The sequence below is a fragment of the Arthrobacter sp. UNC362MFTsu5.1 genome (assembly GCF_000685965.1).
In the GTDB taxonomy this organism is placed as follows: Bacteria; Actinomycetota; Actinomycetes; order Actinomycetales; family Micrococcaceae; genus Arthrobacter.
The window spans coordinates 25,544-49,797 of record NZ_JMLE01000008.1; the positions used below are offsets into that span (position 1 = coordinate 25,544).

Below are 24,254 nucleotides of genomic sequence, written 5' to 3' on the forward strand. Positions count from 1 at the left end.
TCATCGCCTGAGCTGCCGGCCCCTGATGCGATGCCGTGACGCCCGCCACAGAAGTATTTCAACCAATGAAATCCTCGTGTCTCCATCAAACAGCGCCCGCTGATGCTTGAGGGGAGCCGGCCACCCGCCTGGCGCCCCTAACTGTTCTTCCCGTTGTCACATCAGAATGCAAAGGCGCACTACATGAAACTTCTGAACTCCACCGCACGCGGGAGCTCCGCCGTCCTGGCCGGAGCGCTCCTCCTGGGATCATTGACCGCCTGCGGCGGTTCCAGCCAGGCAACTGCCAAGGCGGACACGAGCTCCCTGACCCTCGCCGTCGACAGCGATGCTGCTTCTTTCGGGTTTGATCCGCTGCGGGTTGCCGACGCGCAGCGCCAGTTCTTCGAAGGCCTCTACGAGAACCTGATGACCCTGCAGCCGGACGGATCCGCGGGTCCGGGCCTGGCCAAGGAGTTCAGCTACAACGCGGACAACACGGTTCTCACGCTCACCCTCAAAGAGGGTGTCACATTCACGGACGGTTCCACCCTGGACGCAGCCTTGGTCAAAGCCAACTTCGACCGCCGCACGGATCCGGCGCTGAGTGCGTACTCCGCCGTGGCCAAGGGCGGCGCCCAGGAGATCACCTCGGTTGACGTCGTCAGCCCCGCGCAGGTTTCCCTCACGTTCGCAAAGGCCCAGCCGGGCTTTGAAAAGAACCTCACGGGAACCATGGGCATGATCGTCGGCAAGACCGGCGTGGCGGACACCGCCAGCCTGGCCGCGACCCCGGACGGCTCCGGCCCGTACACCCTTGACGCGTCCACGGTGAAGGGCAACAAGTACGTGCTGGTCAAGAACGAGAAGAGCCCGGACGCTTCAAAGTACGCCTTCAGCAAGGTCACCTTCAGCGTCATCCAGGATCCCCAGGCGCGTGCCAACGCCCTCGTCTCCGGCCAGGCCGACGTCGCCATGCTCACCTCCCCCACGGTGGACTTCGCAAAGTCCAAGGGCCTGGGCGTTTCCCAGATCGGAGGAACCCTGCACACCATGGTTTCCTTCGACAAGACCGGGAAGACCGCCCCCGCCTTCGCCAGCGAGAAAGTCCGCCAGGCGTTCCAGTACGCCATCAACCGCCAGTCACTGGTGGACGCACTGCACAAGGGGGATATCCCCGCCTGGAATGCACTTCCCAAGGATTCTGCCGGCTTCACCGAAGAGCTGAACACCAAGTTCGCCTATGATCCGGCGAAGGCGAAGAGCCTCCTGGCTGAGGCCGGCTTCGCTGACGGCTTCGAGTTCACCATTGTTGGCAGCGCTGAAACCCAGACGGACCTGCAGGCCGTCCAGAAGGATCTGGCCGCCGTCGGGATCACCATGAACGTCAAGATGGCCGCTTCCACCGATGAAGCGTTCGCGGCAGTTGCCACCACGCCCCTCGGCTACGCCTCCCTCGGCTGGGACAACCCGGTGGGCCTGATGTACGGCGTCGTCCTGAACGGTTTCACCAACGTCCAGAAGGCCACCGATGAGCAGCTGACCGCCGCCACGGGCGAGGCTGCTGCCGCGAAGGACGACGCCGCCAGGAAGACCGCGCTCACCAAGCTCAACACCCGCCTGGTGGAATCCGGCTGGATGATCCCGCTCTACGAGTCACTCACCAACCAGGGCTACAACACCAAGAAGATCAAGCAGGTGGAGTTCGCCGGCACCAACGCCTACCCGCTGCTCTCGTCCTACGCACCCGCCAGCTAATACCCGAACCAAGCCAACACCGGCTCTGCCGGGCTGTCCTCAACGGAGGGCGGCCCGGCAGGTCCTGACCGATGGAGGTCACCATGGCACTATTCATTACCAAGCGCCTGCTGATGGCGCTCGCCACCGTGCTGGTGGTCGCGGTGCTGGCATTCCTGCTGGTGCACGCAATGCCCGGCAGCCCCGGAGCGGTCTCGCTCGGAGCCGGCGCATCCCAGGAAGCCATCGACGAGGTCAACCGTCGGCTTGGCTGGTCCGATCCCCTCCTGGTCCAGTTTTTCGGCTGGCTGGGTGGCGCGGTCCAGGGCGATCTCGGGGTCTCGCTCATCGACGGCCGTTCCGTGTCCGCTGACCTGGCCAGTAGGCTCCCGGTGACCGCGTCGCTCGCGGCCGGCGCCACCGTGCTGAGCGCTGTACTGGGGGTTCTCCTCGGCGTGACCGCCGCTGTGCGCGGAGGCCTCGCGGACCGGATCGTCGGCGGAATCTGCGGCCTGGCCGTGGCACTGCCCGCCTTCTGGATCGGCATCATCTTTGTGTACCTCTTCGCTGTCCAGTCCTCGGTGTTTCCCGCCACCGGCTACGTTCCCTTCGAAGTCTCCCCGCAGGACTGGGCCATGTCCCTGGCGCTGCCGGTGATCACCTTGGCCGTGGGCGGTGCGGCGTTCATCGCCCGTCAGACCAGGGCTTCCATGCTTGAGGCGCTGCAGCAGGAACATATCCGTACGCTCCGCGCCACGGCCACGCCCACCTGGAAGATCCTCTACATCCACGCCCTCCGCTACGCCAGCCTCCCCATCGTGGCCGGCATCGCCCTGCAGTTCATCGGACTGTTCGGCGGCTCCGTCATCGCGGAGCAGCTGTTCGCTATGCCGGGCCTGGGCCAGGCAGTCCAAAACTCCGTCAGCACCCACGATGCCCCCTCCGTACAGGGCGTAGTGGTCATCGCCACCGTTGTGGTGGTGGCCGTAAACCTGGTGCTGGAACTCGCCACCAAGTTCCTCGACCCGAAGTTGCGTGCCTCATGATCCCCTCCGTCGCTCCCGCCCCGCTCCAGCGCAAGAACGCCCTCGCCCGGTTCTCCGCCCACCGCCTCTTCGCTTCCCCGGCCGGCCTGGCGGGCGTCATCTGGCTGGCGGCCATCGTGGCCGCTTCATTGACTGCCCCGTGGTGGCTGCCGTTCAAAACCGAAGACCAGGACTTCACCGCCGTCCTCTCCGGCCCCACCGCTGCCCACTGGCTCGGTACCGATGAACTCGGCCGGGACCTCCTGAGCCGCATTTTCGCTGCCGCCGCAGGCACGCTCGGAACCTCACTGATCACGGTGATTGTCGGCGTCGGGCTTGGAACGGTCCTGGCGATGCTGGCGGCCGCCGCCGGCGAACGCGCTGAGGCGGTGATCAGCCGCGTCACCGAAATCATGATGTCCCTGCCCGGTACGGTGATTATCCTGGCCGTCATCGGCGCAGTGGGGACCAACATCCCGCTGATCATGGCGATCCTCGGCGTCCTCATCTCCGCCGGAATCTACCGCGTGATGCTCGGCCAGGCGAAGTCCCTTCAGTCCCAGCTCTACGTGGACGCCGCCAAGGTTGACGGCGTCAGCACGCTGGGCATCAGCCTCCGGCACGTCCTGCCCGGCCTGACGAACACCATCGTGGTGCAGTCCGCCCTCATCTTCGCCGTCGGCATGCTCATCCAGGCCGGCCTGGCCTTCATCGGCTTCGGCCCGCCCATCCCGCAGCCCAGCTGGGGCGGCATGATCCAGGGCGCATCGCAGCACGTTTACGACGCCCCGTGGCTGATGGTCCCCACCGGCGCCGTGCTCGCGCTGACCGTCCTGGCCGCCAACGCCATCGGCAACGCCCTGGGCAAGGCGCCCAACGCCAGCGCGTCTCACCTGCCGTCAGCGGCGGCCCGCCGCCAGCGGGTCAAGGCTGTTTCAGCCCTGGCCGTGGCCGCAACGGCAGCCGACTCTGACGCCGCACCCGCGAACGGCCACCTCAGCGTCCGCGGACTCTCGGTAGGGGTCGACGGCGGTCCTCGCCTGGTCACGGACGTCTCTTTCGACGTCGAGCAGGGAACCGTGCTGGGGCTCGTGGGGGAGTCCGGGTGCGGCAAGACCATGACCGCGCTGTCGCTGCTGGGCCTGCTCCCCTCCGGGGTGGCCGCGGCCGGCGGGCAGATTCTGTGGAACGGCAAGAACCTGGCCGCCGCCACCGACCGCGAGATGGAAGCCATCCGAGGCCGTGAGATCGCCCTGATCTCGCAGGAACCCATGCGGGCCCTGGACCCCATGTTCACGGTGGGCTACCAGCTCACTTCCGCCATCCGTCGGCTCCGGAAAACGGGCAAGGCGGACGCCCGGAAGGAAGCCCTCAGCCTGCTGGAAAAGGTGGGCATCGTGGACGCCGAACGCATCCTTAAGACCTACCCGCACCAGATCAGCGGCGGCATGGCCCAGCGCGTGGCCATCGCCCTGGCCCTCTCCGGACGGCCCCGGCTGCTGGTGGCCGATGAGCCCACCACCGCGCTGGACGTCACGGTCCAGGCGGAAATCCTGTCCCTGCTCCGCTCGCTGGTGAAGGACACCGGCATGTCGGTGGTGATGGTGACGCACGACCTCGGCGTCGTGGCGGACATCTGCGACAACGTCGCCGTCATGTACGCGGGCCAGGTGGTGGAAAGCGGCCGGACCGCCAACATCCTGGACAGCCCCCGCCACCCCTACACGCTGGCGCTTCTTGCCGCGGACCCGCATGCCAACTCCGCGGCGGACATGCCCGACCGGCTGGCCACCATCAGCGGCCAGGTGCCGCAGCCCAAGGACTGGCCCGCCGGCTGCCGCTTTGCGGCCCGCTGCCAGTTCGCCGGATCGGCCTGTGCCACCCCGGTGCCGCTGCTGGCCTCCGGCTCCGAGGACGGGCTGGTCCGCTGCGTCAAAGCCGACGAACTGGCCGTGGAGGGCCTCGAGTGGCTTGCCACCGAAGTGCCCACGCACCGAGTACTGAAAATCGTTGAAAAGGACCTGGCATGATCATCGAGACGGCAGAACGGCAGGACACAGCGGCGGTTGCGCCCGAGCAGCCCATGCTGGAAGTCAAGGACCTCGTGGTCCGCTACGGCCGCGGGCGGAAAGCTGCGGCGGTGCCGGCAGCGGTGGACGGGGTGAGTTTCAGCATCCTCCGCGGCGAGACCGTGGGCCTGGTGGGGGAGTCAGGTTCCGGAAAGTCAACAATCGGCAAAGCCATTCTGGGCCTCCAGAAGAGCGCCGGCGGCACCATCACCTTCCAGGGCAAGGACATCACCCGCGCCGGAGCTGCGGAGCGCCGCGCCCTGGGCGGAGAACTCCGGGCCGTCTTCCAGGACCCCAATTCCTCGCTGAATCCGCGCCAGACCATCGGTGCTTCGCTGGCCGAACCGCTGCGACTCCGCGGAGCCACTGCCCTTGAAGCCCGGGACAAGGCCGAAGCCATGCTGGAACGCGTGGGCCTGCCCCGCGAAGCAGTGGACCGCTATCCAAGCCAGTTCTCCGGCGGCCAGCGCCAGCGCATCGCGGTGGCGCGCGCCTTGATCTGCGACCCCCAACTGGTGGTCTGCGACGAGGCGGTCAGCGCCCTGGACCTTTCCACCCAGGCCCAGGTGCTCAACCTGCTGGCCGACCTCCGTGACGAACGCGGCCTGAGCTACCTGTTCATCGCCCACGACATTTCGGTGGTCCAGTTCCTCGCCCAGCGCGTGGTGGTCCTTTACCGCGGCCAGGTCATGGAAAGCGGACCGGCGGCAGCCGTGACGGAGGCACCCAAACACCCGTTCACGCAGGCACTCGTGGCAGCCTCGCCGGTGCCGAGGCCCGCGGAACAGGCCCAACGGCGCGCTGTCCGCGAAGCCCTGGGGGTTCGCACTGCCGCCGCTGTCGCGGCCACGCCGGGCGGCTGCCCCTTCAGCCAGCGCTGCCCGCTGGCCACGGAATTGTGTGCCTCCGAACGGCCCGCGCTGCGCCGCGTCGGGGCCTCCGACGTCGCCTGCCACTACGCCTGAAAGGGGCACCGTTGCCTGACCATCACGCATCCGCTCAGCCCACCCGCCTTCGGACCGAAAACCTGCGCCAGGCCGTCGGCATCACCAACACCGCCCCGCGGTTCAGCTGGACGCCGCCGCACGGCACCGTCCGGCAGACGGCCTACCAGCTCAGCACGAGCAACGGCTGGGACACGGGCCGCGTGGACTCGGAGGTGCACAGCTTCGTGCCCTACCGCGGGCCGGACCTTGGCTCCCGCGACCGCTTCGACTGGAAAGTCCGGGCCTGGAACGTGGCCGCGGACGGGACCGAGGTCCTGTCCGGCTGGTCCGAGCCGATGGCCGTGGAGCTGGGCCTGTTGGACGCCTCGGACTGGAGCGCCCGGTGGATCGGGCCCGACGAGCCGGGCCTGCCGGACGAGCCCCTGGTCCCGGCGCCGGGGCAGCGCCCCGGTTATGCCCTGCACCGGGACTTCACCGTGGACGCCGTGCCGGATTTTGCGCGGGCCTACGCCACGGCGCACGGCATCTATGAGCTCTTCCTCAACGGCCACCGGGTGGGGGACCAGCAGCTCACCCCCGGCTCCACGAGCTACCACAGCACCCTGCAGTTCCAGACGTTCGATATCGCGCACCTGCTGCGCCGCGGCACCAACACCGTGCGGGCCGTCCTCACGGACGGCTGGTTCCGCGGGTCCTTCGGGTTCACTCGCGACGCCGACATGTACGGAACGCAGACTGCTTTCCTGGCGCAGCTGGAAATGGAGTCCGGGGGAGCGCTGACCGTTATCGGCACCGACGAATCATGGCTGGTTTCCGCCACGGAGATCCTCTCCGCTGACCTGATGGAAGGCCAGCGAGTGGATCTCCGGGCAGCTGTTCAAGGTGAGCCAGCCCGGCCCGCCGTGCTGCGCGATGGCAGCTTCGCCACCCTCACCGGTCCGGTGGCACCGCCCACCCGGATTGTGGCGGAGCTTGAACCGGTGTCCATCTCCCGCCTGGCCAACGGCAATCAGATCGTGGACCTGGGGCAGAACATCAACGGCTGGGTCCGGCTCAGCCGGCTGGGCGCAGCAGGCACCGAAGTGACCCTGGTGCACGGCGAGGCCCTGGACGCGGCCGGCGAGGTCACCCAGGACCACCTCCGCCCCATCGATTTCAAGAACCCCGGCCAGTTCCTCGGTGCCGGGCAGGTGGATTCGGTGGTGTCCGGAGGCACTCCTGGTGAGGTCTTCGAGCCGCGCCATACCGCCCACGGGTTCCAGTTCGTCTCCGTCCGCGGCCTGGCCGAAACGCTGCAGCCCGGGGACATCACCGGCTGCATGGTGCAGACCGACCTGGAACGGCTGGGCACCTTCAGCTGCAGCGACGGCAGGCTCAATAAACTCCATGACATCGTGGACTGGAGCTTCCGCGGCAACGCCTGCGAGGTCCCGACCGACTGCCCGCAGCGCGAGAAGGCCGGCTGGACCGGCGACTGGCAGCTCTTTGTGCCCACCGCCGCGTACCTCTACGACGTGGCGGGCTTTTCGCGGAAGTGGCTCAACGATGTCCGTGCCGACCAATGGGAGAACGGGGTGGTGGCCAACATTTCGCCGTCGCCCGGACCGGGGGTCACCAGCGCCGAGTTCATGGCCTTCACCAACGGGTCAGCGGGGTGGGGAGACGCGATCGTCACGGTGCCCTGGGAGCTTTATCTCGCCACGGGGGACACCGGCATACTCGAAGAGAACTGGGACGCGATGAACCGGTGGCTGGGCTTCATCCGAAGCACCGCACAGGGGAACCGGCACCCGGCCAGGGCAGCCGGCCGCCCCGCCCCCGAAGAGCATGAGCAGTACCTCTGGGACACCGGCTTCCATTTCGGCGAATGGATGGAACCGGGCGGGCCGGCGCCGGACCTCTTCGCCTCCCGGTCCGCGGACAACGGCATCGTGGCCACCGCCTACTACCGGCACTCCTCCGCCATCATGGCCCGGATTGCCGCCGTGATGGGCAGAACCGCCGAGGCTGGCGAACTTGGGGACCTCTCCGAGAACGTCCGCCGCGCGTGGCAGCGGGAATACCTGCAGGCTGACGGAACCGTATCCGGGCAAACGGTGCGCGGCGGCACGCAGGCCAACTGCGTGCGGGCGCTCGCCTTCGACCTCGTGCCGGACACTGCCCGTCCTGCCGTCGCGGATCAGCTGGCGGGCCTGGTCAGGGCGGCGGGCACCCATCTGGGCACCGGCTTCCTGGCCACGCCGTACCTGCTTCCAACACTTGCCGACAACGGCCACCTGGGCCTCGCCTATGAGCTCCTGATGCAGGACTCTGAGCCCTCCTGGCTGGTGATGGTGGACCGCGGCGCCACCACCATGTGGGAGGACTGGAACGGCATCGGTGCCGATGGCAGTGCCACGGGCTCGCTCAACCACTACAGCAAGGGTGCCGTGGTCTCGTTCCTGCACCGCTACACCGCCGGGCTGCGCCAGGCGCCGGGGAGTGCGGGCTGGCAGCGGATCATCATCGAACCCCGGCCGGGCGCCGGACTGACGTCCTCCAGCACGTCGCACCGGGGCCCGCAGGGCCTCATCGAGGTGGACTGGGCCATCGACGACGGCGTGCTGACGCTGACGGCCGCCGTCCCCTCCGGAACCACAGCGGACATCCGCCTGCCCGGTGAGCCGATTGCCGCCGTCGGGCCCGGAACTCATTCCTTTGCCGCCGCACTGGCGGCCCCTGACCTCGCAAGGAGCGCACGATGACCCCTGAAACAGTCACCACCGCGGATCACCGGAAACGGATGCCTGCGCCGCCGCCGTTCCCGGCCTTCCACGCGCCGGCAACCCCGCAGGTGGCATCGGCCGTGTCCACGGTGCACCGCGAGGTCAGCTACGCGATCGCGGTCGGCTTCCGGCGCCTGGCAATGGACATCTGGCTGCCGCGCGAAACCGCCGGACCCGTCCCCGTGGTGGTGTGGATCCACGGCGGCGCGTTCCAGCTTGGTGACCGCCGCGACCTGCCGCCCACGTTCGCCCCGGATTCGGTCTTCAAGCTGCTCAACGAGGCCGGCATCGCCTGCGCCACAGTTGACTACCGCCATGCACTGGAAGCGCCCTTCCCGGCGCAGCTGCACGATCTCAAAGCCGCGGTCCGCTACCTGCGCGGCCACGCCGAGGTCCTGGGCATCGACGCGGACCGCATCGGCGCCTGGGGCGAGTCGGCCGGCGGGCACCTCGCTGCACTGCTCGGGGTCACCGGGGCCCGCGGGGAACTCGAGGGAGGGATTGGTGTGCAGGGGCACTCCAGCAGCGTCAGCGCCGTCGTCGACTTCTACGGTGTGTCCTCGCTGCCGGACATGCCGCCCATGGACACGCCCGCCGGGCTCATGTCCGGCCCGCTCGTGGCTGCAGTGCCACCGGGGATGACCATGGAACCCGGCCCCATGCTGGTGGGCGGCAGCGCCGATCCTGCCTTGCTAACGGCGGCCAGCCCGCTGGGCTACGTCACTGCCGGCGCGGCGCCGTTCCTGCTCATCCACGGCGACAGCGACGGCCTGGTCCCGCTGGCCCAGAGCGAACTGCTGGCCGCGGCGCTGACGGATGCCGGTGTCCGCAACGAGCTGGTCACCGTCGAAGGCGGCGACCACTGTTTCTTCTTCGCCGAAGACCAGCTGGACGGAATCCTCAGCACCGCAGTGGATTTTTTCGTCAGCGAGCTTTAAGGACAGGCCCGACGGCGGGCCGGTAGCATGCCGCTATGGCTATCGCACGCTTCCCAAGCTTTGTCATCGACTGCCCCGATCCGAAAGCCCTCGCGGGCTTTTACGGTGCCCTGCTCGGCTGGAACGAGAGGGTCGACGATGGCTGGGTGGAGATCCGGCCCGACGACGGCAGCAACTGCATTGCCTTCCAGCAGGTGGACGGCTACCAGGCGCCCGAGTGGCCTGGCCAGGCCCACCCGCAGCAGATGCACATGGACATGGTGGTGGAGGACCTGGACCACGGCGAAAAAGAGGCCATCAGCTTGGGCGCCACCAAGGCTGAGACGCAGCCCGGCACCACCTTCCGCGTCTTCCTGGACCCTGCCGGCCACCCGTTTTGCCTCTGCCTGAGCTGACGGTTCCGCGTCGCCGGATTCCAGGGGTCCACGGGCGCAGTTTTCAGTCAATGAAACTCCGCTAGCGGGCGCAAGGCCGTTCCCGGGACGCTTGGGGAAGCCCCGAAACTTCCCCTTCGTAACGAATCGAGCCGACGTTGACTCAACCATTCCGACCTTCCGCCCTCCGCTTCGAACACCACGAAGAGCCCTTCGGTATCGGCGAGGAGCAGCCGCGGCTCTCCTGGCGGGTCACCGCCGAAACGCCGGGCTGGGTCCAGTGCGCCTACGAACTCGAGCTGGGCGCTGATGAAACGCGCTTGGTCAGCTACGGCCGGACCGAATCCGTGGAACAGCTCCTGCAGCCGTGGCCGGCACCCGCGCTGACCAGCCGCCAGCGCGTCGCGGTCCGGGTCCGTGTGTGGGGCAACGACGACGGCGGTCCCTCCGAGTGGGGTCCCGTCACCTACGTCGAAGCCGGGCTCCTGAACCCGGAAGACTGGCAGGCGGCCATGATCCGGCCGGCCCGGGATGAAGCCAGCGAAGACACCGAGCCCGCCTCCCGGCTGAGCCGCACGTTCGAAGTCACGGGCTCCGTGGCCTCCGCACGCCTCTATGCCAGCGCCCACGGTGTCTACGTGGCCTCGATCAACGGCCGGCGCGTCGGCCGCGAGCGACTGGCGCCGGGCTGGACCAGCTACCACCACCGCCTCCGCTACCAGTCCCACGACGTCACCGACTACCTGCAGCCCGGCACCAACGTCATCGGACTTGAACTTGCCGACGGCTGGTGGCGCGGCAACCTGGGCTTCCAGGACAAGCGCAACACCTACGGCGACCGCACGGCGGCGATCGCGCAACTGGAAATCGCCGACGACGGCGGCAGCATCACGATCATCGGAACCGACAGTTCCTGGCTGGCTGGCAGGAGCCCGGTGCTCGGCTCCGATCTCTACAACGGCGAAACGTATGATGCCCGGCTGGAAGATGGCGGCTGGGCAGGTGCCGAAGACGCCGCCCTCGGCCCGGTGGCCGTGGAGGACTTCGATGCGTCGGTGCTGGTGGCGCCGGACGGTCCGCCGGTGCGCGCCACAGAAGAACTGCCCGTGGCCGCAGTGCTGGCCACACCGTCCGGGAAGACCATTTTGGACTTCGGCCAGAACCTGGTGGGACATGTACGCCTCCGGGTCAGCGGAGAGGCCGGCGCGGAGGTGGTGCTGCGCCACGCCGAGGTCCTGGAACACGGAGAACTCGGCACCAGGCCGCTGCGGGTGGCCAGGCAGACCGACCGGTACATCCTGCGCGGCGGCCGTGAGGAAATCTGGGAACCTGAATTCACCATCCACGGCTTCCGCTACGCGGAGGTGACCGGCTGGGCCGGTGACCTGGACCCGGACGCGTTCACCGCCGTCGTGGTCCACTCAGACCTCGCGCGGACCGGTTCCTTCGAATGTTCCGACCCCATGCTGAACCAGCTCCATTCCAACGTGGTGTGGGGCATGCGCGGCAACTTCGTCGATGTTCCAACGGACTGCCCGCAGCGCAACGAACGGCTCGGCTGGACCGGCGACTTCCAGATTTTCGCGGCAACGGCGTCCTTCCTCTACCGGATCCCCGGGTTCACGGCCTCCTGGTTGAAAGACCTGGCCGCCGAGCAGGGTACCGACGGTCCTCCGCCGCTGGTGGTCCCCGAAGTAACGTTCGATAAGCCGCCGTTCCCTGTCCGGCCGGTGATGGCCGCGTGGGGTGACGCGGCCGTGCTGGTTCCCTGGGTGCTGTACCAGCGAACGGGTGACTTGGAGTTCCTGCGGCGCCAGCTGCCGGGAATGATCGCGTGGCTGGATGCCGCCGCCCAGGCTGCCGGACCGGAACTGCGGTTCGAGCAGGGGTTCCAGTTCGGCGACTGGCTGGACCCGGCAGCGCCGCCCAACGATCCCGGCGCTGCCCGGACGCCGTGGCAGCTGGTGGCGCAGGCCTACCTGGCGTACTCGGCGCGGGTGGCCGGCGAGGCCGCGCGGCTGCTGGGGGAGGACTCCTCCACTCTGGATGAGCTCTCGCAGCGGGCCGCCGATGTATTCCGTAGGCGTTATATATCCGGTGACGGGCTGCTGATGCCGCCCACGCAGACGGCCTACGCCGTCGCGCTGAGCTTCGGACTGCTGGAAGGCGGGGAACGGGCGGCCGCGGCCGCGGGGCTGGCCGGCGCGGTGGAAGCCGACGGCTACCGGATTGCCACGGGTTTCGTAGGGACCCCGCTGGTCTGCGACGCACTGACCGACCACGGCTACTCGACGGCCGCCTACCGGCTCCTGCTCCAGACGGAATGCCCGTCGTGGCTTTACCCGGTGACCATGGGTGCCACCACCATCTGGGAGCGGTGGGACTCCATGCTTCCGGACGGCAGCATCAACGAGGGCGAAATGACGTCCTTCAACCACTACGCCCTGGGTGCCGTGGCCGACTGGATGCACCGCAGCCTGGCGGGACTGGCTCCGGCCGGACCCGGCTACCGGAAACTGCTGGTCCGGCCCCGGCCCGGCGGCGGGCTGGGATGGGCACGGGCCAGTCACGAAACGCCGTACGGGACGGCCGAGGCCAGCTGGGACCTGGCCGGTGCGGACTTCACGCTGCAGGTGACCGTGCCGGCGGGCTGCACCGCAACGGTGGTGCTGCCGGACATGGACGCGACAGCGCACGAGGTGGGTTCGGGGACGCACTCGTTCAGCTGCACTGTGATGCCCGACCGCGCTGTCAGGGCACCTGAGCTCGCGGCGCAGCCATGACACTGGATCCGGAGCTGGCGGGCCTCATGCACCACGTGGCCGGTGCAGGGTCCTTCGCCGAGCTCCTGGCAGATCCCTCCGGCCTGGAGCGGCTGGAGGCCTTCAGCGCCGGAACGGCCGCGTATGCGGCGCCGGAGGTCGCAGTCCGGACCGTGGACGTGCCGGGCCCCAACGGCCCGGTGCCGGTGCGCATTTACGTCGGCGCCCCGGACACTTCCGGGGACAGCCCGGCCGCTGCCGGAGACGGGCTCCCGGCCCTCGTGTGGGTTCACGGCGGCGGTTTTGCCGGGGGCGGCCTGGACATGCGGGAAGCGGACCAGCTGGCACGGGAAGTGGCCGACAGGACCGGCGGGGTGGTGCTGTCCGTGGGCTATCGGCTGGCACGCGGCGGGGTGCATTTTCCGGTGCCGCACGAGGATGTCCTGGCAGCCTGGTTGTGGGCCGTGGAGCACGCTGCTGAGCTGGGGGCTGACGCCCGGACCCTCTGCCTGGGCGGAGCCAGTGCCGGTGGCAACCTGGCGGTCGGTGCTGCCCTGTTTCTGAAGGATGCGGGCCGCCAGCTGCCCGCGAAGCTGGTGCTCGCCTACCCGTTCCTGCATGCGGAGCTGCCGGTGCCGCCGGACCTGCCGGAGCCGGGAGATCCGGGGTCAGGGGACCTTCGGGAGGAGGGCATCGCCGGTCTTCCGCGTATCCTCCGCTTCACGGCGGACGATTGCCGCGCCATGGTGGAGAACTACATCGGAGGTCCCCTCCTGATGGCGTCTTCCTACGCCATGCCCGGCTACGCGGACCCTGCCGGCCTGCCGCCGGCTGCCGTTCTGGTGTGCGAATACGATGACCTGCGCCATTCCGGCGAGCTGTTCGTGGACGGTCTCCGGGCGGCCGGGATCGCCGTGGAGGCGCGCATGGAACCGGGCGCCACGCACGGCTTCCTCAACCACTCGGCCGGACTGCGCATTGTGCAGCGCGGCCTGCAGTTCCTGGCCGGTGAAGTGGCGTCGGCGAAGCCATTTCAATGATTGGAAATTCCCGTTTCCGCCGGGGCTTCCGTCCAGCAGGCTTAGGGAAGAAGACGCCGGATCGATCCTGATTCCGGCCATGGCAACGGATGGAGTCATTGATGACTGCAGGACAAGTCCTGAAGGGGATAGAGTTTTCACGTCCCGGCGGAGTGCCGTTGCTGCTGGACCTCTACCTGCCGGCGGAGGGATCCCCCCAAGGTCCGGTGCCGGCGGTTGTGCATTTCCACGGCGGCGGCTGGCGCATGGGGGAGCGTTCCTCCCTGGGCCCGTTGACCGACGCCTTTGCGCTGATGCCTTTCGAGCGCCTCGCTGCTGCCGGGTTCGTAGTGGTTTCGGCGGACTACCGGCTGTCCTCGCAGGCCGTCTTTCCGGCCCAGCACGAGGATGCCACAGCGGCGGTCTCGTGGCTCCGGACCCACGCTGCCCAGTACAACGTTGACCCGGGCCGGATTTTTACCTGGGGCGATTCGGCAGGCGGGCACCTGGCCTGCCTGGTGGGCCTCGGCGCTCACGTGCCCGGCAGTGACGGGTCCGGCACCGCGGCGTCCGGTGCGAACGCAGTCGCCGCCGTCGCGGCCTGGTACGCGCCAACAGACCTTGTCCGGATGGGCAGCCAGGCCCTGCCGGATGCCGTGGCAACGGCCGACGACCCCGGTTCCCGCGAAGCGCTCCTCCTCGGAGCCCAGCCCGCTGATGCCCCGGACAGGGCAGCCGCGGCGAGCCCGCTGAGCTATGCGGGCGGCCAAGCGCCACCGTTCTTCCTGGCCCACGGCACGGCGGACCGGTTCGTCCCGCCGGCCCAGGCCACCACGTTTGCCGCGGCGCTGGAAACCGCCGGCGCCGACGTCGAACTTCTCCTCATCGAAGGTGCCGACCACATGTGGTTGCTGCCGGACAAAAGCCCGGCAGCGGCGCAGAAGGTCCTGGACGCCACCATCGATTTCTTCCGCAGGCATGCCCGGATCACCTGACCCGGCACCTGGTGACCAGCCACCTCCTGATTTTGCACCCACTGATTTTGAACCTCTTGAATTTGAACCAGCCTGACCGGCATTCCCGGTGCCCGGGCTAGACCTGAAAGGCTCCACATGCAGTACATCGGCATCAACCACCGCGGCGAACCCTGGGCAGCGGTCGTGGCGGACTCCCGCGTTTTCCCGCTGGCACCCGTGGGCGAGTTCTGGGCAGACGCCGCCGGCTGGCAAGACAAGTCTGTCTCCCTGACGTCCGGTACCTCTCAGCCCGACGGCGGCGGCTGGCTTGGGCGCGGCAGCGTCACCGAAGTGCCCCTGGTGCCCGCATCGGCCCGCGTCATCTGTGTGGGCCTCAACTACAAAGCCCATGCCGCGGAAGGCAGCTACAAGGACCAGGAGCTCCCTCCGTATCCCACGCTGTTCGGCCGCTGGACGGCTTCCCTGTCAGTAGGGAATGTGCCGGTGCCCGTGCCGTCCGGCGAAGCGGGACTGGACTGGGAAGGCGAAGTGGCGGCGTACATCGGCCGGCGAGTGGAATCCGCGGACGAGGCCGAAGCGTCCGGGGCGGTCTTCGGCTATTCCACATTCAATGACCTCACCGCCCGCCGGGCTCAGAAGCTCACCACGCAGTGGACCCTGGGTAAGAACGGCGACCTCACCGGGCCACTCGGCCCGCTGGTCAGCCGGGACGACGTGGGCGATCTCCGTGACGGCCTCCAGGTCCGCACGCGGGTGAACGGCACCGAGGTCCAGAACGGCAACACGCGGGACATGATCTTCTCCGTGCCGGCCATCATCTCGCTGATCAGCCAGACCCTCACGCTCCACCCCGGCGATGTGATCGCCACCGGAACCCCGGAGGGCGTGGGGTACGCCCGCACACCGCAGTGGCTGCTGCAGCCGGGCGACACCGTTGAAGTCGAAATCGACCGCCTCGGCACGCTCACCACCCCCGTTGGCGACATCTCACTCCGTGGCCGTGCCTGATGGTCACGCTGCAATCCGCCTCTCCCGACGAGCTGCCGGAGGAGGTGCAGGTCCTGATCTCCGGCGGCGGCCCCAGCGGGCTCTTCCTCGCCCTGGACCTCGCATCCCGCGGCATCCCGAGCACGGTGGTTGAACCACGGACCACCGTGGATCCGGCCCGGCCCCGGGCCAAGACCACCAACGCGCGCACCATGACCCACCTCCGCCGGCTGGGGTTGGCCGACGCACTCCGCGCCGCGGCCCCGCTTGCCGTGGACTACGCCCAGGACGTGACCTTCTGCACCGGCCTTACCGGCCCTTCCGCCCATGAACTCCGGACGTTCCGGCACGCATTCCAGCTGGTGCCGGGCCGCTACGGGCCGCAGCCTGAATGCGGCCAGCAGGTCCCGCAGCCTGTCCTGGAGGAGGTCCTCCGAGCTGCCGCGGCCGAGGCCCCGTTGGTCACCTTGCTGACCGGGTGGCACGTGCAGGACGTCAGTGTTCATTCCGGTGCGGTTCCTTCGGGAACCGCCGGCACCGGAAGCGGAACCGCCGCTACCGGAAGCCGGACCGCCGGCACCGGAAGCCGGACCGCCGTGGTGGTGGCGGACAGTACCGGACGGACCCGCACCATCACCGCCGACTACGTGGCCGGGGCCGACGGCGGTTCCTCCGCCGTGCGCCGCAGCCTGGGCATCCGCCTGGAAGGCGGCTCCGCGGAGCTGTCCAACATCAGCATCATGTTCCGTTCGAAGGACCTTGGTTCCGCGATCGCGCTGCAACCTGCCGTCCAGTACTGGGTGGTGGGCGGGGAAACCGCCGGGATGGTGGGCCGGATGGACCTCGCCGATACGTGGTGGGCCATCGTGCAGGGCGTGGACGCGGAAGCTGCGGGCGCGCTGGCGGATGATGCCGCCGTCGCCATGGTCCGCGAACTGGTGGGGGCAGAGGTGGACGTTGACGTGGTGGCCACGGATCCCTGGACCGCCCGCATGCTTCTTGCCCCCGGCTACGGCCGTGACGGCGTGTTCCTGGTGGGCGACGCGGCGCACCTGAATCCTCCGTGGGGCGGGCACGGCTTCAACACGTGCATCGGCGATGCCGCGAACCTTGCGTGGAAGATCGCGGCCAGCGTGGCCGGCTGGGGCGGGCCGGAACTCCTGGCCAGTTACGGGCTGGAACGCCGTCCGGTGGCGGCGCGGACCATCCGCGACGCCGCCAGCAACGGCGAGGCGCTCGCCTACCATTTCGCGGATCCGGCACTGCGCGGTACCGGCAGCGACGGCGTGCGGGCGAGGCAGGCGGCGTACGAGGCGCTCTCGGTCAAGCAGAGCGAGTTCGATTCGCTGGGACTGGTGCTCGGCTACTCCTACGCGGATTCGCCCCTGGTGGTGCCGGACGGGTCGCCGGTTCCCGCTGAGGACCCCATCCGGTACGTCGCTTCGGCCAGCCCGGGGGCCCTGCTGCCGCATGCATGGCTGGACGACTCCACGTCCGTCTACAGTCTGCTGGGGGCAGGGTTCACCCTCCTGGCCGACGCCGCTGCGCTGGGCGGGGTGCCGGAAGCCCAGGCTTTTGCGCCGGTGGTCCAAGCTGCAGCCCGGCAGGGCATCCCGGTGACCATCACCGCCGTCGGACCTTCCGAGGACGGGACGCCCATGGCTGACCTGTGGGGAGCCGACTCGGTGCTGGTCCGCCCGGACCAGCACGTGGCCTGGCGCGGTACTTCCGCAGAGGCGGCCGCGGCAGCGCTTGCCGTTGCCGCCGGCTGGAGCGCAGCGTCCCGGCACTCTTTGGGGCACAACTCCTCGCAGCCCGTCCCTTCTCCGTCCAACCCCTCACACGTCAACGAAAGGGGCTCCCGTGTCAGCGCCGTCATTCCGTGATTTTCTCTTCGCCCCGGACCATCCGCGGGTGGCCGGGATCCGCGGCCTGGCCGCCCGGGACTACGCCGAGGCCGCCAAGACCGATTCCTTTGCCGGGCCCATGATCGAAGGCTGGGACGCGCTCTACCCGGAACCCTTTAGCGGCATAACGAACGACGGCGTCCTCCGCCCGGGGCTCTATCCGCTGGCACCCGCACGGGACGGCGAAGAAGCGCCCACAGCGTCGATGGTTGCCGCCGGCCGGAAGCTGCTGGAGGTGGCCACACGGGAGCAGGTGACCCGGTTGACTTACGCCGTGGACGCCCACGAGTGGAAGAGCTGGGCGAATCCGGAGTTCATGCAGCACGACACCGGACTGCGCCTTGATGAACTGGATCCGCCGGTCCGCGATGCCGCGCTGGCCGTGGTGGAGGAGAGCCTGAGCCCGGCCGGCTTCGACCTGGCCAGGAACCTCATGCGGATCAACGGATTCCTGGGTGAACTGGTGGAGCTTCCGCTGCTGATGAACGAGTTCAGTTACAACTTCGCCTTGTTCGGTGAGCCTTCGGAGACGGAACCGTGGGGCTGGCAGCTCTTCGGCCATCACGTGGCGCTCAACTGTTTGGTCGCGGGCACGCAACTGGTGATTTCGCCCGTGTTCCTCGGCGCGGAACCGGACGTGATCGACGCCGGCCCGCACCGGGGCGTCAAGGTCTTCAAGGAACGCATCGCGCTGGCCCGGCAACTGATGGGTGCGCTGCCCGAGGGGCTCCGAAAGGAGGCGACCGTGTACGCCGCCATGGTGGACCCGGCCATGCCCGAGGGGCGCATCCACCCGGGGGATGAACGGCACCTGGGCGGCTGCTTCCAGGACAACCGGGTGATTCCTTACGAGGGCATCCCGGTCAGCTCGATGCCGCCTGTAGCGCTGGCCGTGCTGGAGGAGGTGGTGGAGGATTTCATCGCCTACCTGCCGGACGGACCCAGGGCTGCGCGGCGCAGGGAGATCCAGGAGCACTTCGGCGAGAGCTGGTTCAGCTGGATCGGCGGCTGGGAGGGGCAGGAGGCCTTCTACTTCCGGTTGCAGAGCCCGGTGGTGGTGATGGAACTGGACCACCACACGGGGGTCTTCCTCAGCAACGAAGAGCCTGCACCGTTCCACATGCATACGGTCCTGCGCACGCCCCATGGCAACGACTATGGCCGCGAACTCGTGCGCCACTTCCCGTCGATTGCTCCGTAACAGCCGTTTTCCGGGGTGAAAAGGGCGCCCACGGAGCAATCGATGGCTCCCGGAAACCAACTATGGCCCGGACTTCCTTTCGGAAGTCCGGGCCATTGGCGTTTGGTGGTCCTTCTCAGATGTCCAGGGCAGCCCGACGCTGCGGCGGGGGTCCTACGACGGTCAGGTCCATCTCTGCCTGGGCGCGGCCGAAGCCTTCCATATCCATGTACGGCGTGCCGCCTTCGGTGTACATGTAATCGTCCGTGGGCTTGTTGAAGTACTCAAAGAAGCCGTTGAAGACCGACGGCGTCAGGAAACCCACCATCTGGGTGTGGTGTGAGTCGAACGCGAAGGAGTGGACGGTCCCGGCCGGCGCGTGCACGAAGTCGCCCTTGGTCAGGAGCATCTCGCGGCCGTTGGCGTAGAGCCACATCCGGCCCTCGGTGCACAGGAAGTTCTCGGTATGTTCCGAGTGGAAGTGCAGCGGAATGTAGGGCGACTTGGCTCCCTTGGTGTGCACCGCGAAGTAGTTTGAGCCCGTGTTCGCAGGCCTTGAGAGGTACGTGAACATGGTCTGGTAGCTCACCAGGCGTTCGCCTTCGCCCGCGCTGAGGAAGTACGGGCTCTGGGTGGAGGGAAGGCCGGCGTCCTGCTGGAAGGTGGGTGCAGCACGCTCCACTTCAGGGAACGTGATGCCGAACTCGGCGCCGACTTCGGCCTGCTCCTGCGCGCTGCGTTTGTGGCCGGCATGCACTGGCGGAACATGCGAATCGATGGGAGTGCCGACGCGTTCGTAGTAGGCCTCGGCGCCGCCGGGCGTCATCCAGTTCAGGAAGCGTGTGTAGTGGCTGGCCATGCGGTAGGCGTGCGGGGTTCCTGGCGGTATGACTACGGAGTCGCCGGGCGTGAGGATGCGGCTCTCGCCGGGCAGCCACACGTGCAGGATGCCGTCGAAGACGTACAGGGTTTTGTGCTCCACCTTGTGGCTGACGAAGGGAGACTCGGCCCCCATTCCGCCCGAGACGTAGGCGGCACTGAAGATGCCGCCGGTGTCCGCGGATCGGGCGATGACGGTGACAAGCTGCCCGTTGATTTCGTACCGGGCGCCCTCGCCGGACGCCATGTAATAGGGGACAGCCTCGCCGGGCAGCGCGTTCGCCACCGGGAGTTGTGTGTTCATTTCCTCAACGCTGAGGGACATTGGTTCCTTCTTTCCAGTCCGGAGCTTCGCCGTGGCGTGGTCACCAGCATGCCCTCAAACGAGGCGCCGGGGCGTCGGGCTTTCCAATGAGTGAAATACATTTCGGCGTGGGGCAGCCACTAGTCAGGACACTCAACTTTCAGCATCTGAAGTAGGTGTTTCGCCGCGGGGTCTGGCGTGGGTCGATGTGGGGTGGCGGGATGAACCAGGGGATCCCGGTTTTGACGTGGATCTGCCACTGTTCCTTGTGGATCAGGTGGTGGTGATGGCTGCAGAGCAGGGTGCCGTTGTCTGTGCTGGTGGTTCCGCCGTGTGACCAGTAGGTGATGTGGTGGGCTTCGCACCAGGGGGCGGGGATGGTGCAGCCGGGGAAGGTGCAGCCTTGGTCGCGTGCGGTGAGGGCTTTGCGGATGTGCGGCGGGAAGACCCGGGTGGTCCGTCCGATGTCGAGGATCCGTCCCTGGCTGCCGAGGAGGACGGGGATGATGTCCGCGTCGCAGGCGATTTTGCGGACGATGGCGGGCGTGACGGGGCCGGTGAACGTGAAGGAGCCCGTCCCCGGGATGCCGGTGGCTGCGCGCATGCCTGTACCCGTGCCGGTGTCTGAAGTCTCGGTGGTGTGTTCGCGGTTCTCGAGCCGGGCGAGGAGGTGGCGGTAGTCGATGGTGACCATGACCTGGGGGCGGAGCCCGCCCGCGGCAGGAAGGCCGCCGGTGCTTAGTCCTGCTTTGACCGCATTGACGAGGCCGTCCAGGAGCTGCTGCGGGCGGGTCCGCTGGTCGAGGTCCGGCTCCGTGCCTCCGGAGCCGGTCGTGTCGCTGTCTCCGCCACCGCACTCGCCGCCACTGCCCTCGCCGCAACTGCCCTCACCGGTGCTTGGTTGGGTGCGGGGGTTGGTGGCGATGTTCATCGCGGTCAGCAGGTGTTCGGTTTGCTCGGTGGTGGCGAGGATTTCCATCCGCTGTAGTCCGCGGCGCGGCTGTCTGATGAACACACCCTGACGCTGGCGGAGCTCTACCTCGGTGGGTTCGAATCCGTCCTGGTCGATGGCTTCGGTCCACTGCCGGGCGACGCGGGCGACGAAGTCGGTGTCGTGCTCCACCGCGGCCCGGGTCAAGGCGTGTTCCATCCGGGCTGTCACTCCCGCATCCGCGTGGTGGCCGGCCCGGTCCAGGGCGAGGGTGATGATGGTCGCGGACCGGGACGCGACGGTCCCGGTGGCGACGGCGGCGGCGAGTTCGGGCCGTTCCGGTGGTTGGGGGTGGCCGGTGATGCCGGTGCGGGGCAGGAGCGTCTCGGCCAGCGCCAGCCGCCGTCGGGCCTCGCCGGCACCGATCCGCAACCGGGCACGCAGGAACTCGGTGGTGTTCCGGCAGCCGTCATCCGCCGGGTCCGGTTCTGGGGAGAGGTCCGGGGCGTCGTCGCTCACCGCCACCCCGGCAACCTGGTCCCCATCGGTTTGGCTCGTGTCCGTTTTACTGGTGGCCCAGCCGATCGGGCCGTGCACGGCGGTTGCTTCGCCCCACCCGGTGGTCCAACCAACCGTTGCACCCGAGCCCGCACCGGAGCCAGCCCGCGCAGCAGCACTGGCCTCGCGCCGGGTCCGGTCCACTGCCCCGGCCGCAACCACCTGCAGGTATTCCATGTTCCGGGAGTGTTCCTCGACCCAGGCGGCAAAGTCAGCCGCCTCCCGGAAGCCCATCACCCCGGCGCGCTGGACCGCCGTCGAAGTGGCACTTGTGAACAGCTCAAGGCTCCGGGCGAGATCACCGGACCCACCGCCGTCGGACGCTAACGCGTGAGAAGGCTGCGCTCCGGCGGGCACGCTCCGCAGGCCCGGACCGGAAGCGGGCCGAAAAGCAGAAGCGCCGGCGGGCAATGCTACCCACCGCATCGCCCCTCTTGCTTCTGCGAGTTCCCCCAAGACCTCCATGGGATAACTCTGCCGCGAGGGTCCGACAATTTAGGCCGCGCAGTCCCGCCGCAAGCCCCGCAGTCCCGGCGCGAACCAGCCCGGCTACCTCGCGCCGTATTCCTCATCCGTCACGTGCTCGCCCCACGCTGTTTCCGGGCCTTCCTGGCCTTCGCCCAGGGCTTCCCACATGGCAAGGTGGCACATGAAGTGGTCAGCGGCGGCGCCGTGCCAGTGCTCTTCGCCCGGGGGCGTATAGATGGTGTCGCCCGGACGGATCTCGATCACTTCGCCGCCGCGGGCCTGGACCAGGCCGCGGCCTTCGGTGACATGCAGGGTCTGGCCGTTCGCATGCGAGTGCCAGGCGGTGTGTGCGCCCGGGGCGAATCGGACCATGTTTACGCGCAGCTGCGAGGGTGCCTCGCCCTTGGCGATGACGTCGAACCAGACGTCGCCGGTGAACATGTCCGCCGGCCCCTTATTGCTTGGTGTGCTGGGCTGGATTTCCAACTGTTTTCCTCCATCCATGGTTACGCGCCCCTGTGGGGGCGGCTTTCCACTGCTCAACAATAGGAGCCTCACCGGGCTGCAGGGAGGCCCTGCCAGTACCTGTATCAACAGAACCTTCCGCGCTCAGCTGCAAAACGGTTTGCTGGATACGCAGCGAAAACTTCCTAAGGAGCACCACCATGGCAACAGAGACCCCTTCGCGGGCCCAGCAGTTGATCGGCGACGTCGCGCCCAAGCTGGTCCAGCTCACCGACGATGTCCTGTTCGGCGATGTCTGGGAACGGCCCGGCCTCTCGCCCCGCGACCGCAGCCTGATCACCGTTGCTACGCTGACGGCGCTCTACCGCACCGGCCAGCTGCCGTCCCACCTGCGGCTGGCCCTCGCGAACGGCGTCACCGCCGACGAGCTGGTGGAGATGTTCACCCACCTTGCGTTCTACGCCGGCTGGCCCAATGCAATGACAGCCGTCATGGCGCTCAAGGAAGTACTGGCAGAACAACAGCCGGAAGAGCAGCCGACGACGGCGCACGCCGGCTAAGCAGCGAACTCGGCGCCACGGACATCATCGCCGCCGTGCGCGACGGCGGTGCCGTTGGTAGGGTGGGAGCTGCCCAGTACACCGATGTGCCCATGAATTTAGGCACCGTGATGCGCAATATCACCCTGACCGGCGGCGTGGCCCCGGCCCGGGCCTACATCGAAAAACTCATGCCGGACATTCCCTCGGGAACAATCCAGCCCGGCATGGTGTTTGACCACATTGTGGCCCTCGACGACGTCGCTGCCGGCTACCGCGCGATGGCCGACCGTACAGCGCTCAAAGTGCTCATCCGCCCCTAACGCTGACGTTCACCCACCCACCGAACCTCATACCCAACGAATCCAACGAACACCCAACATTGGAGAAGACATTGCTTACCGCTAACGCTTACGCCGCACCGTCCGCTGACGGAGACCTCATCCCCACCACCATCGAACGCCGCGACGTCGGCCCCCACGATGTGCTGATCGATATCAGGTTTGCCGGCATCTGCCACTCGGACATCCACACGGTCCGCGGTGACTGGGGACCCCAGCAGTACCCGCTGGCGCCCGGCCACGAAATCGCCGGAATCGTCACCGAAGTGGGCGCTGAAGTCACCAAGCACACCGTCGGCGACCGCGTCGGCGTCGGCTGCATGGTGAATTCCTGCCGCGAATGCGTCAACTGCCAGAAGGGCGAGGAACAGTACTGCCTCAAGGGCAACACCGGCACCTACGGTGCAGTGGACCGCGACGGAACCATCACCCAGGGCGGCTACTCCACCCACGTCGTGGTGACCGAAGACTTCGTGGTCCGGATCCCCGAGGGCATCGAGCTCGACGTCGCCGCGCCGCTGCTCTGCGCCGGCATCACCACCTACTCGCCGCTGCGCCACTGGGGCGCCGGCCCCGGCAAGAAGGTGGCCATCGTCGGACTTGGCGGCCTGGGCCACATGGCCGTCAAGATCGCGCACGCCATGGGCGCCGAGGTCACCGTGCTGTCCCAGTCACTCAAGAAGCAGGAAGACGGCCTGAAGCTGGGCGCCGACCACTACTACGCCACCAGCGACGAGAACACCTTCGCCGACCTGGCAGGCAGCTTCGACCTGATCATCAACACCGTCAGCGCCTCGATCGACATCAGCTCCTACCTGCAGCTGCTGACCCTCGACGGCACGCTGGTAAACGTCGGTGCTCCGGCGGAACCGCTCCCGGTGAACGCGTTCGCGCTCATCGGCGGCCGCCGCTCCTTCGCCGGTTCAATGATCGGCGGCATCCGCGAGACCCAGGAAATGCTCGACTTCTGCGCCGAGCACAACCTCGGTGCCGAGATTGAAGTCATTCCGGCCGAGAAGATCAACGAAGCCTACGAACGCGTCCTGGCCTCCGACGTCCGGTACCGCTTTGTGATCGACACCGCGACGCTCAGCTAGCCCAGG

At 68.0% G+C, this 24,254-nt stretch carries 19 protein-coding genes; 16 read left to right on the forward strand and 3 right to left on the reverse strand.

Going from position 1 to position 24,254, the window contains the following annotated elements:
* Positions 1 to 183 precede the first annotated feature (183 nt).
* The 13 genes from BS38_RS0109435 (at position 184) to BS38_RS0109495 (ending at position 18,687) form a co-directional block, all read left to right on the forward strand.
* The gene (locus tag BS38_RS0109435; protein WP_028270577.1) at positions 184 to 1,737 is read left to right on the forward strand and encodes an ABC transporter substrate-binding protein; all 1,554 of its coding nucleotides are present in this window, start codon (positions 184 to 186) and stop codon (positions 1,735 to 1,737) included.
* Positions 1,738 to 1,808: 71 nt separating this feature from the next.
* Positions 1,809 to 2,762, forward strand: a complete 954-nt coding sequence (locus BS38_RS0109440; RefSeq protein WP_028270578.1) for an ABC transporter permease — start codon at positions 1,809 to 1,811, stop codon at positions 2,760 to 2,762.
* Positions 2,759 to 4,771 carry a dipeptide/oligopeptide/nickel ABC transporter permease/ATP-binding protein gene (locus BS38_RS0109445; protein WP_028270579.1) on the forward strand — a complete coding sequence of 671 codons (2,013 nt, stop codon included), beginning with the start codon at positions 2,759 to 2,761 and terminating at the stop codon, positions 4,769 to 4,771. The genes BS38_RS0109440 and BS38_RS0109445 overlap by 4 nt, the downstream gene beginning before the upstream one ends.
* The gene (locus BS38_RS0109450) at positions 4,768 to 5,775 is read left to right on the forward strand and encodes an oligopeptide/dipeptide ABC transporter ATP-binding protein (RefSeq protein WP_028270580.1); all 1,008 of its coding nucleotides are present in this window, start codon (positions 4,768 to 4,770) and stop codon (positions 5,773 to 5,775) included. Before BS38_RS0109445 ends, BS38_RS0109450 begins: the two co-directional genes overlap by 4 nt.
* An 11-nt stretch (positions 5,776 to 5,786) precedes the next feature.
* Entirely contained in the window at positions 5,787 to 8,501 is a 2,715-nt protein-coding gene (locus tag BS38_RS24810) for an alpha-L-rhamnosidase (protein WP_043438242.1), read from the forward strand.
* Positions 8,498 to 9,460: an alpha/beta hydrolase gene (locus BS38_RS0109460; RefSeq protein ID WP_028270581.1), complete on the forward strand. Its 963-nt coding sequence runs from the start codon at positions 8,498 to 8,500 to the stop codon at positions 9,458 to 9,460. Before BS38_RS24810 ends, BS38_RS0109460 begins: the two co-directional genes overlap by 4 nt.
* A 35-nt stretch (positions 9,461 to 9,495) precedes the next feature.
* Entirely contained in the window at positions 9,496 to 9,855 is a 360-nt protein-coding gene (locus tag BS38_RS0109465; protein ID WP_028270582.1) for a VOC family protein, read from the forward strand.
* A gap of 137 nt (positions 9,856 to 9,992) precedes the next feature.
* The gene (locus tag BS38_RS24815; protein WP_156037099.1) at positions 9,993 to 12,617 is read left to right on the forward strand and encodes a glycoside hydrolase family 78 protein; all 2,625 of its coding nucleotides are present in this window, start codon (positions 9,993 to 9,995) and stop codon (positions 12,615 to 12,617) included.
* Positions 12,614 to 13,636, forward strand: coding sequence for an alpha/beta hydrolase fold domain-containing protein (locus BS38_RS0109475; RefSeq protein WP_028270583.1), 1,023 nt, complete (start codon positions 12,614 to 12,616; stop codon positions 13,634 to 13,636). The genes BS38_RS24815 and BS38_RS0109475 overlap by 4 nt, the downstream gene beginning before the upstream one ends.
* A gap of 101 nt (positions 13,637 to 13,737) precedes the next feature.
* On the forward strand, positions 13,738 to 14,610 hold the full coding sequence (locus tag BS38_RS0109480; RefSeq protein ID WP_028270584.1) for an alpha/beta hydrolase: 873 nt from the start codon (positions 13,738 to 13,740) through the stop codon (positions 14,608 to 14,610).
* Positions 14,611 to 14,727: 117 nt separating this feature from the next.
* Positions 14,728 to 15,600 carry a fumarylacetoacetate hydrolase family protein gene (locus BS38_RS0109485; protein WP_028270585.1) on the forward strand — a complete coding sequence of 291 codons (873 nt, stop codon included), beginning with the start codon at positions 14,728 to 14,730 and terminating at the stop codon, positions 15,598 to 15,600.
* On the forward strand, positions 15,600 to 17,465 hold the full coding sequence (locus BS38_RS24820; protein WP_081818862.1) for an FAD-dependent monooxygenase: 1,866 nt from the start codon (positions 15,600 to 15,602) through the stop codon (positions 17,463 to 17,465). The genes BS38_RS0109485 and BS38_RS24820 overlap by 1 nt, the downstream gene beginning before the upstream one ends.
* Positions 17,443 to 18,687, forward strand: a complete 1,245-nt coding sequence (locus BS38_RS0109495) for a DUF3500 domain-containing protein (RefSeq protein ID WP_028270586.1) — start codon at positions 17,443 to 17,445, stop codon at positions 18,685 to 18,687. The genes BS38_RS24820 and BS38_RS0109495 overlap by 23 nt, the downstream gene beginning before the upstream one ends.
* A gap of 115 nt (positions 18,688 to 18,802) precedes the next feature.
* Here BS38_RS0109495 and BS38_RS0109500 read toward each other — a convergent pair whose 3' ends face one another.
* The 3 genes from BS38_RS0109500 to BS38_RS0109510 form a co-directional block, all read right to left on the reverse strand.
* On the reverse strand, positions 18,803 to 19,870 hold the full coding sequence (locus tag BS38_RS0109500; RefSeq protein WP_028270587.1) for a quercetin 2,3-dioxygenase: 1,068 nt from the start codon (positions 19,868 to 19,870) through the stop codon (positions 18,803 to 18,805).
* Positions 19,871 to 20,009: 139 nt separating this feature from the next.
* Complete coding sequence (locus BS38_RS0109505) at positions 20,010 to 21,515, reverse strand: DUF222 domain-containing protein (protein ID WP_442853340.1); 1,506 nt, start codon at positions 21,513 to 21,515, stop codon at positions 20,010 to 20,012.
* 372 nt (positions 21,516 to 21,887) lie between these two features.
* A complete protein-coding gene (locus BS38_RS0109510; RefSeq protein ID WP_028270589.1) occupies positions 21,888 to 22,292 on the reverse strand; it encodes a (R)-mandelonitrile lyase in 405 nt (134 codons plus the stop codon).
* 179 nt (positions 22,293 to 22,471) lie between these two features.
* Between BS38_RS0109510 and BS38_RS0109515 the strand changes: the two genes are divergently transcribed.
* The 3 genes from BS38_RS0109515 (at position 22,472) to BS38_RS0109525 (ending at position 24,248) form a co-directional block, all read left to right on the forward strand.
* Positions 22,472 to 22,831, forward strand: coding sequence for a carboxymuconolactone decarboxylase family protein (locus BS38_RS0109515; RefSeq protein WP_028270590.1), 360 nt, complete (start codon positions 22,472 to 22,474; stop codon positions 22,829 to 22,831).
* A 92-nt stretch (positions 22,832 to 22,923) separates the two neighbouring features.
* On the forward strand, positions 22,924 to 23,133 hold the full coding sequence (locus BS38_RS0109520) for a hypothetical protein (protein WP_231511172.1): 210 nt from the start codon (positions 22,924 to 22,926) through the stop codon (positions 23,131 to 23,133).
* Between the two features lie 71 nt (positions 23,134 to 23,204).
* Positions 23,205 to 24,248 (forward strand): NAD(P)-dependent alcohol dehydrogenase, encoded by a 1,044-nt coding sequence (locus tag BS38_RS0109525; RefSeq protein WP_028270592.1) that lies wholly within the window; start codon positions 23,205 to 23,207, stop codon positions 24,246 to 24,248.
* The last annotated feature ends 6 nt before the right edge of the window (positions 24,249 to 24,254 follow it).

Bases quoted from the DNA above. Each gene is read 5' to 3' on its own strand.
- BS38_RS0109435 (WP_028270577.1), top strand. From the start codon at position 184: ATGAAACTTCTGAACTCCACCGCACGCGGGAGCTCCGCCGTCCTGGCC.
- BS38_RS0109440 (WP_028270578.1), top strand. From the start codon at position 1,809: ATGGAGGTCACCATGGCACTATTCATTACCAAGCGCCTGCTGATGGCG.
- BS38_RS0109445 (WP_028270579.1), top strand. From the start codon at position 2,759: ATGATCCCCTCCGTCGCTCCCGCCCCGCTCCAGCGCAAGAACGCCCTC.
- BS38_RS0109450 (WP_028270580.1), top strand. From the start codon at position 4,768: ATGATCATCGAGACGGCAGAACGGCAGGACACAGCGGCGGTTGCGCCC.
- BS38_RS0109460 (WP_028270581.1), top strand. From the start codon at position 8,498: ATGACCCCTGAAACAGTCACCACCGCGGATCACCGGAAACGGATGCCT.
- BS38_RS0109465 (WP_028270582.1), top strand. From the start codon at position 9,496: ATGGCTATCGCACGCTTCCCAAGCTTTGTCATCGACTGCCCCGATCCG.
- BS38_RS0109475 (WP_028270583.1), top strand. From the start codon at position 12,614: ATGACACTGGATCCGGAGCTGGCGGGCCTCATGCACCACGTGGCCGGT.
- BS38_RS0109480 (WP_028270584.1), top strand. From the start codon at position 13,738: ATGACTGCAGGACAAGTCCTGAAGGGGATAGAGTTTTCACGTCCCGGC.
- BS38_RS0109485 (WP_028270585.1), top strand. From the start codon at position 14,728: ATGCAGTACATCGGCATCAACCACCGCGGCGAACCCTGGGCAGCGGTC.
- BS38_RS24820 (WP_081818862.1), top strand. From the start codon at position 15,600: ATGGTCACGCTGCAATCCGCCTCTCCCGACGAGCTGCCGGAGGAGGTG.
- BS38_RS0109500 (WP_028270587.1), bottom strand. From the start codon at position 19,870: ATGTCCCTCAGCGTTGAGGAAATGAACACACAACTCCCGGTGGCGAAC.
- BS38_RS0109505 (WP_442853340.1), bottom strand. From the start codon at position 21,515: ATGGAATACCTGCAGGTGGTTGCGGCCGGGGCAGTGGACCGGACCCGG.
- BS38_RS0109515 (WP_028270590.1), top strand. From the start codon at position 22,472: ATGGCAACAGAGACCCCTTCGCGGGCCCAGCAGTTGATCGGCGACGTC.
- BS38_RS0109520 (WP_231511172.1), top strand. From the start codon at position 22,924: ATGAATTTAGGCACCGTGATGCGCAATATCACCCTGACCGGCGGCGTG.